Annotated in this window: 12 protein-coding genes and 1 pseudogene; 3 read left to right on the top strand and 10 right to left on the bottom strand. The window is 64.6% G+C overall.

The window, feature by feature from the left end:
* Positions 1–446, top strand: a 446-nt coding sequence (locus ACEQXE_RS11675; protein ID WP_370179537.1) for a phosphoribosylglycinamide synthetase C domain-containing protein, incomplete at its 5' end; no start/stop codon positions are given.
* On the opposite strand, the gene ACEQXE_RS11670 is transcribed toward ACEQXE_RS11675, so the two are convergent.
* A complete protein-coding gene (locus ACEQXE_RS11670; RefSeq protein WP_370179536.1) occupies positions 443–1435 on the bottom strand; it encodes an adenosine kinase in 993 nt (330 codons plus the stop codon). The genes ACEQXE_RS11675 and ACEQXE_RS11670 overlap by 4 nt on opposite strands.
* 135 nt (positions 1436–1570) lie before the next feature.
* Between ACEQXE_RS11670 and ACEQXE_RS11665 the strand changes: the two genes are divergently transcribed.
* Together ACEQXE_RS11665 and ACEQXE_RS11660 are read left to right on the top strand one after the other, a co-directional pair.
* On the top strand, positions 1571–2254 hold the full coding sequence (locus ACEQXE_RS11665) for an EI24 domain-containing protein (RefSeq protein ID WP_370179534.1): 684 nt from the start codon (positions 1571–1573) through the stop codon (positions 2252–2254).
* Positions 2244–2708 (top strand): hypothetical protein, encoded by a 465-nt coding sequence (locus tag ACEQXE_RS11660; protein WP_370179532.1) that lies wholly within the window; start codon positions 2244–2246, stop codon positions 2706–2708. The genes ACEQXE_RS11665 and ACEQXE_RS11660 overlap by 11 nt, the downstream gene beginning before the upstream one ends.
* Positions 2709–2721: 13 nt before the next feature.
* On the opposite strand, the gene ACEQXE_RS11655 is transcribed toward ACEQXE_RS11660, so the two are convergent.
* The 9 genes and pseudogenes from ACEQXE_RS11655 to ACEQXE_RS11615 all read right to left on the bottom strand — a co-directional run.
* On the bottom strand, positions 2722–3078 hold the full coding sequence (locus ACEQXE_RS11655; protein WP_370179530.1) for a HesB/IscA family protein: 357 nt from the start codon (positions 3076–3078) through the stop codon (positions 2722–2724).
* Positions 3079–3168: 90 nt separating this feature from the next.
* Positions 3169–3675 carry an SUF system Fe-S cluster assembly protein gene (locus ACEQXE_RS11650; RefSeq protein ID WP_370179528.1) on the bottom strand — a complete coding sequence of 169 codons (507 nt, stop codon included), beginning with the start codon at positions 3673–3675 and terminating at the stop codon, positions 3169–3171.
* Between the two features lie 9 nt (positions 3676–3684).
* A complete protein-coding gene (locus ACEQXE_RS11645; protein WP_370179526.1) occupies positions 3685–4893 on the bottom strand; it encodes an aminotransferase class V-fold PLP-dependent enzyme in 1209 nt (402 codons plus the stop codon).
* On the bottom strand, positions 4890–5651 hold the full coding sequence (locus ACEQXE_RS11640; protein WP_370179524.1) for a SufD family Fe-S cluster assembly protein: 762 nt from the start codon (positions 5649–5651) through the stop codon (positions 4890–4892). The genes ACEQXE_RS11645 and ACEQXE_RS11640 overlap by 4 nt, the downstream gene beginning before the upstream one ends.
* Positions 5644–6393 carry a Fe-S cluster assembly ATPase SufC gene (sufC, locus tag ACEQXE_RS11635; protein WP_370179522.1) on the bottom strand — a complete coding sequence of 250 codons (750 nt, stop codon included), beginning with the start codon at positions 6391–6393 and terminating at the stop codon, positions 5644–5646. Before sufC ends, ACEQXE_RS11640 begins: the two co-directional genes overlap by 8 nt.
* Positions 6377–6622 carry a hypothetical protein gene (locus ACEQXE_RS11630; protein ID WP_370179520.1) on the bottom strand — a complete coding sequence of 82 codons (246 nt, stop codon included), beginning with the start codon at positions 6620–6622 and terminating at the stop codon, positions 6377–6379. The genes sufC and ACEQXE_RS11630 overlap by 17 nt, the downstream gene beginning before the upstream one ends.
* Positions 6619–7158: a hypothetical protein gene (locus ACEQXE_RS11625; RefSeq protein ID WP_370179518.1), complete on the bottom strand. Its 540-nt coding sequence runs from the start codon at positions 7156–7158 to the stop codon at positions 6619–6621. The genes ACEQXE_RS11630 and ACEQXE_RS11625 overlap by 4 nt, the downstream gene beginning before the upstream one ends.
* A complete protein-coding gene (locus ACEQXE_RS11620; protein ID WP_370179516.1) occupies positions 7151–7744 on the bottom strand; it encodes a DUF559 domain-containing protein in 594 nt (197 codons plus the stop codon). The genes ACEQXE_RS11625 and ACEQXE_RS11620 overlap by 8 nt, the downstream gene beginning before the upstream one ends.
* Before the next feature lie 228 nt (positions 7745–7972).
* A pseudogene (locus tag ACEQXE_RS11615) lies at positions 7973–8215 on the bottom strand (SufD family Fe-S cluster assembly protein); the annotation flags it as partial.
* Positions 8216–8241 lie beyond the last annotated feature (26 nt).

Genomic DNA, 8241 nt, shown 5'->3' with positions numbered 1-8241 from the left:
TGGTCGAGTACAATATCCGCTTCGGCGATCCCGAGTGCCAAGTGCTGATGATGCGGTTCGAGGGCGATCTTGCCAAGCTGTTGAAGGCTTGCGCGACAGGCGATTTGGCGACCGCCGACCCGGTGCGCTTCTCGGACGATACTGCGCTGACCGTGGTCATGGCGGCGGAAGGCTATCCCGGCACACCGAAGAAGGGCGGTTCGATCGCGTTAGGCGATGCCGAAGTAGATGGCGCAAAGGTGTTCCACGCGGGTACTGCGCTGGACGATAGCAGGGCGCTCGTGGCCAGCGGCGGTCGCGTCCTGAATGTGACTGCACGCGGGAGCAGCGTAACCGAGGCGCAGTCCGCCGCTTACAAAGCGGTCGACGCGATCACCTTCCCCGATGGTTTCTGCCGCCGCGATATCGGCTGGCGCGAAGTCGAGCGGGAGGGAGGCCGGGTCTAACCCAGCCGTTTCGCCACCATCGCCTGCAAGTCCGCTTCGGGCCGTGCGCCCCAGTGCGAGATAACCTCGCCCGCAGCGACCGCGCCGCGCACAAGGCTCTCTTCCAGCGAGGCATCGCGGCAATAGCCCGAGAGGAAACCGGCGGCGAAGAGGTCGCCCGCGCCGGTCAGGTCCTTCACCTGCGCAACCGGCTCCGGCGAAACCTTCGCGCGCTCATTGCCGCGCGCCGCAATCGCGCCGTCGGCGCCGCGTGTCATCACCACCAGCGGTACGTCCTTCGCGAGGCTTTCGAATGCCGCATCGGGATCGGAGCCCTCCAGAATGCCCGCCTCTTCCTCGTTCACGAACAGGATATCGATCAGCCCGTCGTCGATCATCGCGCGGAAATCCTTGCCATGCATGTGCACGCAGAAATCGGCACAGGTGGCGAAGGCAACCTGCACGCCCGCCGCGCGCGCAACCTTGATCGCACGTTTCATCGCTTCGCGCGGCTCCGCCGGATCCCACAGGTAGCCTTCGAGGAAGAGCACGCGCGTGCTGCCGATCAGTTCGTCGTCGATCGCTTCGGCGGGCAGGAACTGCGACGCACCCAGCGAGGTGTTCATCGTTCGCTCCCCATCGGGATCGACCAGCACGAGGCAACGCCCGGTATGCGGATCGCCGGCGCGTGCCGGCGTGTCGAAGTCGACCCCCACCGCGGTCAGATCGTGGCGATAGATCTCGCCCAGCTGGTCGTCCGCGACCTGCCCTATAAAGGCGGTCTTGAGGCCCAGCATGGTGGCGCCAGCCAGCGTGTTGGCGGCCGCGCCGCCCGAAATCTCGGTCGCCTGGCCCATCTTCGCATAGAGATCGACCGCGCGCTCGTCGTCGATCAGCCGCATCGATCCCGCAGGCAATTCCTCAGCAACCAGAAAGTCGTGCGTTACGGGGGCGATCACATCGACGATGGCGTTGCCGATGGCGATCACGTCGTAGCGGGGCTGGGTCATGGAGAAGTTCACCTTGGGATGCTGGAAAGTGGCAGGTTGCGCGGGGTGCCTAGCGCCCAAGTGGTCCGTGGCCAAGGGCGATGCAGCGCGCAAGCGATTGACTTGACCCGAAAGGCGAAAGACAAGCTGTCTTCGATGACGTCGCTGCCCGCCTCGCTCGCCCGTGCGTTCGCGCAACTGGCGGACCACCGAATCCTGTGGCTGCTCCTCAAGTCATTGCTGGTGACACTCGCGCTGTTCGCAGCACTGGGCGCGGGCATATATTTCGGGCTGAGCTGGCTGATGGCCGACCTGCCGGAAGAGGTTTCGCAGGGCCTTGGCGCGATCGGCCTGTTCGTGGCGCTGTTCTTCGGCGGCTGGCTGCTGTTCCGCGTCACCGCGCTCGCCGCGATCCAGTTCTTCGCCGACGATGTGGTCGAAGTGGTCGAGGCGAAATACTACCCGCAAGCGCTGGAGAGCGCGCGGCGGATCGGCTTTGCCGAGAGCATGTGGCTCAGCTTCAAGGGCGCTGTGCGGGTGGTCTTCGTCAACATCCTGATCCTGCCGATCGCGCTGGTCCTGCTGGTGACCGGGTTCGGCACGGTAGTGCTGTTCGCGCTGGTCAATGCATGGCTGCTGGGGCGCGAACTGCGCGACATGGCGTGGTTGCGCCACCGGCACAGCCGCAAGGACCGCCCGCCGATCGGGCGCGGGACACGCTTTGCCCTCGGCCTCGTGATCGCGGGCATGCTCTTCATTCCGGGGCTGAATTTCATCGCGCCGATCATCGGTGCAGCGGCAGCCACCCATCTGGTACAAGGTCGACTACGTGAAGATTAGGATCGGCAAGACAGCCGTAGCACTCGCATTCGTCCCGCTGGTGGCAGCATGTGCGACACCGGCACCGGGCCCATCGACGCGGGCAGGAACACCGCCACCAACCCAGCCCCGGGTCGGCACGTCGGAGCGGGTCACCACCCCGCCCCCCACCGATCCGCCGCCCGTCCTGCCGAGCGGCTTTCGTGCGCCGCGTGTGATGAATGACCGGGGGCTCGAATTCGTGATCGGTGCGCGCGCCAGCCAGCTTGAACAGGCGTTCGGCCCTGCCCGGCTCGACGTGATCGAAGGGGATGCACGCAAATTGCAGTTCGTGGGCGAGGCCTGCGTGCTCGACGTGTTCCTCTATCCGCTGGCCCCGGGAGCCGAGCCGACCGCAACCTATGTCGACGCACGCCGCGCGAGCGATGCGCTGGACGTGGACCGGGTCGCCTGCGCCAAGGCGCTACGCAGGTAGGAGCCTCTCGGCCTCAGACCATAAAGCTCTCGCCGCAGCCGCAAGCACCCTTGGCGTTGGGATTTTCGAACACGAACCCGGCCGAGAAATCGTCTTCCACCCAGTCCATGACGCTGCCGACAAGGTAGAGCACGCTCGCCCCGTCGATGTAGAAGATGCCACCCGGGGTTGCGATCTTCTCGTCGAAGGCCTGCTCTTCGGACACATAGTCGACCGAATAGGCCAGCCCCGAACACCCGCGCCGGGGCGTGGAGAGCTTGACCCCGATCGCATCGTCGGGCGCCTTCGCCATCAGGTCCGCCACGCGCTGTTCGGCGGCGGGAGTGAGGACCACGGCGGCAGGCCGTTCGCGTGTTTTTGCTTCAGTCATAATCGAAACCTATCTGTTCGGTTCGAGCGAAGTCGAGAACCGTTGCGCTGCCGTGTCTCGCCTTCGCTCGACACGAACGACCAGCGGGGCTCACAGCATCCCCAGTTCGAGGCGGGCTTCATCGGTCATTTTGTCCGGGCCCCACGGCGGGTCCCACACGAGGTTGACCTCGGCATCGCGCACGCCGGGCACCGAGCCTGCGCGGATCTCGACCTCGGCGGGCATGCTCTCGGCCACCGGGCAGTGCGGCGTGGTGAGCGTCATGGTGACGATCACGTCCTTGTCCTCGGAGACCTCTACGCCGTAGATCAGCCCGAGATCATAGATATTGACCGGGATTTCGGGATCGTAGATTTCCTTTAGCGCGGCGATCACCGCTTCCTGCAAGGCCCCGCCCGCGCCGGTTTCGCCTGCGCCTTCGGGCTTTTTCTTCAGGAACCCGTCCAGATAATCGCGCTTGCGCGCCAATTTCTCACCCGCCGTCTCCGCATCGGGGTCCACCGCATCTTCGACGCGCGCACGCGGCGGCTTGGGCACAACCATCTGCTCGGTCGGCGACGGGGCCGCGATATAGTCTTTCTCGTTCTCTTCGCTCATCATCAATCCTCAGGCGAAAATCTTTAGCGTGCGCTCGATCCCGCGCATCAGCGCAGCAATGTCGCTCTCGTCGGAATAGACGCCGAAGCTGGCGCGGGCGGTGCCCGGCACGCCGAGGTGCTCCATCAGCGGCTGGCAGCAATGGTGGCCAGCGCGGATCGCCACGTTCTCTTCGTCCAATATGGTGCCCAGATCGTGCGGGTGAACCCCCGGCAGCTCGAACGAGACAATGCCCAGCGCATCCTCGGGTCCGAACACGCGCACGCCCTGGATACGGGTGAGTTCACTGCGCAGCTGGCGGACCAGCGCGCGTTCGTGCGCCTCGATCGTCTCTAACCCGATCCGGTCGATAAAGTCGCACGCATCGGCAAAGGCGAGCGCTTCGGCGATCGCTGGCGTGCCCGCCTCAAAGCGCTGCGGTGGTGGGGCGAAGGTGGTTTCGTCGAAGGTGACCTTGTCGATCATCGAGCCGCCGCCCTGCCACGGGGGCATCGCCTCGAGCAGGTGCTTGCGGCCCCACAATGCGCCGACGCCGGTCGGCCCGTACATCTTGTGCGCGCTCATCGCGTAGAAATCGCAGTCGATCTCGTCGACGAACACCGGCAGGCGCGGCGCGGCCTGGCACCCGTCGAGCAGCAGCTTCGCTCCGACCGAATGCGCAAGTTCTGCCGCACGCTTCGCATCGAGCACCGAGCCGAGCACGTTCGAGACATGCGCGAAGGCGACCATCGTGTGCTCGGGAGTAAGCATCGCCTCGGCAGCATCGAGATCGATCCGGCCATCCTCGGTCAGCGGGCAGACATCGACCTGCCAGCCCGCCAGTTGCCATGGCACGATGTTCGAGTGATGCTCCAGCTGACTGAGCAGCACGCGGCCCTTGTCCGGGTAAGAGTAGGCCACGAGGTTGATCGCTTCCGTGGCGCCGCGCGTGAAGATCAACTCCTCGGCAGGCGCGCTGATGAAGGCGGCGACCCGGCGACGCGCCGCCTCGTAGCCCATCGTCATCTTCGCGCTGCGCGAATAGACGCCGCGATGGACGGTGGCGTAGCCCTCGCCGAGCGCCCAAGCCATCGAATCGAGCACGACCTGCGGCTTCTGCGCGGTCGCCGCGCTGTCGAGATAATGCCACCGCTTGCCATCCTCGGTGAACATGCCGGGGAATTCGGCTTTGTCGCCGAGCTTGGCATCGGAGGCTGAAATCTCGACCGGCATGGTCATGCCCCGCGCTCTTCCAGCTTGTCGAGCGCCTTTTCCAGCAGCATCTCGCGAGTGGTTTCGTCCGCCAGTTCGCGGGTCGCATCGCCGATGAAAGCCTGCACCAGCAGGCGGCGGATCGTTTCGGGCGGCAGGCCCCGCGCCGCCATGTAGAACCGGGCGCTCTCGTCCAGCTGGCCGACGCTCGCGCCGTGTGCGCACTGCACATCGTCGGCGAAGATTTCGAGCTGGGGCACGGAGTTCACGCTGGCGCCCTTTTCCAGCAACAGCCCCTTGAAGCTTTGCGCCGCGTCGGTCTTCTGCGCATCGCGCACGACATCGATCCGGCCGAGGAAATTGCCCGTGCCCTTGCCCCAGTGGACGGACCGCACGGTCTGGTTGCTGGTCGCGCCCGGCTTCTCGTGCGCCAGCCGGGTCACGATCTCTCGCGTGGTCTCGCCACCGCCCAACGTAATCCCGCCAAGCTCGAAATGCGCGCCCTCGGACAGTGACACCACGACCTCCAGCCGCCCGAGCTGTCCGCCCGCGACCAGCGCTGCAAGTTCGGCCCGCGCGCCATTCTCCAACTTGATCCGCAACCGTCGCATGGTCAGGCCATCGGCATCGTCGAGCACGATCAGGTCACGCCAGCTCTCGCCCTCGGCCACGTGCACATCTTCCCACGCTTCGAACGTGTCGGGTGCAGTGCCTTCCAGCGCCGATACATCCGAATAGCGCCAGGCCTCGTCCTTTCGGGTTGGCAGTGTCGCGGCTTCAGGCATCGGCCATCACCGCGTCATAGCCTTCGCGTTCCAGCGCGCTCGCCAGATCCGGCCCGCCAGTGCGCACAATCTGGCCCTTGCTCAGGATCGAAACGCGATCGGGCTGCACCACGTCCAGCAGCCGCTGGTAGTGCGTGATGAGCAGCACGCCTTTTTCGGGACTCCGCATGATCGCATTGATCCCGTCGCCGACCACGCGCAGCGCATCGATGTCGAGCCCGCTGTCGGTTTCGTCGAGAACGGCAAAGCAGGGGTCGAGAATGCCCATCTGGACCATCTCCGCGCGCTTCTTCTCGCCGCCCGAAAAGCCGACATTCACGTTGCGCTTGAGCATCTCCATGTCGAGCTTGAGCAGCGCGGCCTTTTCCTTGGCGAGCTTCAGGAAATCGCCGCCGCTGAGAGGCTCCTCGTCACGGGCGCGGCGCTGCGCGTTCAGCGCCTCGCGCAGGAACTGGATGTTCGAGACGCCCGGAATCTCGACCGGATACTGGAAGCCGAGGAACAGGCCCGCCGCCGCGCGCTCGTGCGGATCCATCGCCAGCAGGTCTTCACCACGAAAGAACACCGAACCTTCGGTCACTTCGTAGCCGGGCCGCCCGCCGAGCACGTAGGCGAGCGTCGACTTGCCCGCGCCGTTGGGGCCCATGATCGCATGCACTTCGCCCGCGTTCACGGACAGCGAGAGGCCGTTGAGGATTTTTGTGCCGTCGATTTCGGCGTGGAGGTTATCGATCTGAAGCATTCTTAATCCGTACAATTGTGTGGTCGCGGCCTTCGGCTTTCGCGCGATGAATCTGGAGGAAACGGCGAGCAGCAAATCCAAGGAAAACGAACCCAACAAGGACGCGGATTGCGTCACGCCATCCAAATTCCTGCCAGCCGTCCCAAATGCCGAGTGCGGCCCAACCAACGCCGACCGCTAGGAATGCCCACGGCAGAAAGCCGGTCTTGTCGGTGTAGATAGTCTTCACTGCCGAGCGCCCTCGTGCGGAGGAGTGATTGCGATCAGCGTGGCGAGCAGCGCCAGTACCGCGGGGGCATAGAGGACGAAAAGGTTCTGCGTCTGGGCAGGGCCGGTACCGCCGTCCCAGGCCACGGAGCCGGACGCGCCGAGGGAAACGATCCAGACGGTCCACAACGCTGCCGCGACACCGGCAATCGCAATCCGGGTGACGACCAGCCGCTTCTTCTCTTCGTACGAGAGCGGCGGGTCGAATGCATGGAAGCCCTCTTCAGCCGCAATCTCGTCGGAATCGCGTAGGTCCGCCTCGGCTGGCGCCATCCGGGCGAGCTTGCGCGCTTCGAACCGGGTGCGTGCCTCGCTCCACGGTGCGGCCTTGCCAGCGAGCGCGGCTTCGAGATCGCGCGCAAGGCTCCGCATAAGTGGGCGAAGGCGTGCTTCGGTCTGGCCGGTTTCGACCAGACGCTGCGCCAGCGCCTGCATCGCGGCAAGATCGCGATTTGCGCCGGGCAATTCGGCATGGGCGAGTGTTTCGAGGTCATGCATCGCGATCATTCCTGTCTGCGTGGGAATCGCGGGGCCTTGGTTCTCTGGGGTATCGGGCTCGCGGCGGGCCGTTCCCGTCGCGGTCGTATCTGGGCCTGGTCTGGCGCGGGTGCGCGGCATCGTGACGGCGGCGCGCTTCCTGCTTGTCCGCTATCGCACCGCGCATTTCTTCTGTGAGCGTTTTCAGAACCGCATCGATATCGGCAAGGATATCTGCGGCGGCGACGTGGACCACCCGGATACCGACCGCCTGCAGGCTCTTGTCGCGCCGGTTGGCGATGGCGGGGTCGACGCCTTCCTCATCGATGATGATGGCGATGCCCATATTGTGCGAATTGAAATCGACGATTGCGCTGCCGACCACCGCGAAGCGGGTGAAGGAATAGCGCCCGAAATTGGCGCCCGAGAACTTCTCCGCCAGCGCCTTGTGCGCCGGGCTCGCATGCCGCTTCATCTCGCGCGCACGATCATGCAGCGCGTCGAGGCGCTTCTCCGAGATTTCCCACCCGCGGCCCTTCTTCTTGATTGCGGGGGCGGTGGCATCTTCGGATGCGGGCCGGAGATTGAGGGTCTTGCGGTCAGTCATGATGAACTGTGCGAAGGAATTCGCATTTCAAAGTGCAGGGGCTGAGCGGCTCAAGAGCATCTGGATCAGCGAAGACCTGATGCGAGACTTCGAGCACGCGAATCTCGTGATAATACTCTGGAAAGCCAACTCTTATGAACTCGCCAACCCGCGGCAGACTTGGAAATACAAGATGCTCGTCGATGGCGGCGGTATCGTTCCCGACATTACAAGTTACATACGCTTGGATCACCCCACGCTCCCTTCGAGACTAATCGCCAGCAGCTTCTGCGCTTCGACCGCGAATTCCATCGGTAGCTCTTTCAGCACTTCCTTGGCGAAGCCGTTGACGATCAGCGCGATCGCCGCTTCCTCGTCCAGCCCGCGCTGCTGTGCGTAGAACAGCTGGTCGTCGGAGATTTTGCTCGTGGTCGCCTCGTGCTCGATCTGTGCTGTGTGGTTCTTCACCTCGATATAGGGCAACGTGTGCGCTCAGCAGCGGTAGCACAGCAGCAGCG

The sequence above is a fragment of the Alteriqipengyuania sp. genome (assembly GCF_964222115.1).
GTDB lineage: Bacteria > Pseudomonadota > Alphaproteobacteria > Sphingomonadales > Sphingomonadaceae > Alteriqipengyuania.
Note: the sequence above shows the minus strand (reverse complement) of the source record. Positions and strands in the feature narration are given on the sequence as shown.

Bases quoted from the DNA above. Each gene is read 5' to 3' on its own strand.
- ACEQXE_RS11655 (WP_370179530.1), bottom strand. From the start codon at position 3,078: ATGACTGAAGCAAAAACACGCGAACGGCCTGCCGCCGTGGTCCTCACT.
- ACEQXE_RS11670 (WP_370179536.1), bottom strand. From the start codon at position 1,435: ATGACCCAGCCCCGCTACGACGTGATCGCCATCGGCAACGCCATCGTC.
- ACEQXE_RS11640 (WP_370179524.1), bottom strand. From the start codon at position 5,651: ATGCCTGAAGCCGCGACACTGCCAACCCGAAAGGACGAGGCCTGGCGC.
- ACEQXE_RS11650 (WP_370179528.1), bottom strand. From the start codon at position 3,675: ATGAGCGAAGAGAACGAGAAAGACTATATCGCGGCCCCGTCGCCGACC.
- ACEQXE_RS11665 (WP_370179534.1), top strand. From the start codon at position 1,571: ATGACGTCGCTGCCCGCCTCGCTCGCCCGTGCGTTCGCGCAACTGGCG.
- sufC (WP_370179522.1), bottom strand. From the start codon at position 6,393: ATGCTTCAGATCGATAACCTCCACGCCGAAATCGACGGCACAAAAATC.
- ACEQXE_RS11620 (WP_370179516.1), bottom strand. From the start codon at position 7,744: ATGACTGACCGCAAGACCCTCAATCTCCGGCCCGCATCCGAAGATGCC.
- ACEQXE_RS11625 (WP_370179518.1), bottom strand. From the start codon at position 7,158: ATGCATGACCTCGAAACACTCGCCCATGCCGAATTGCCCGGCGCAAAT.
- ACEQXE_RS11645 (WP_370179526.1), bottom strand. From the start codon at position 4,893: ATGACCATGCCGGTCGAGATTTCAGCCTCCGATGCCAAGCTCGGCGAC.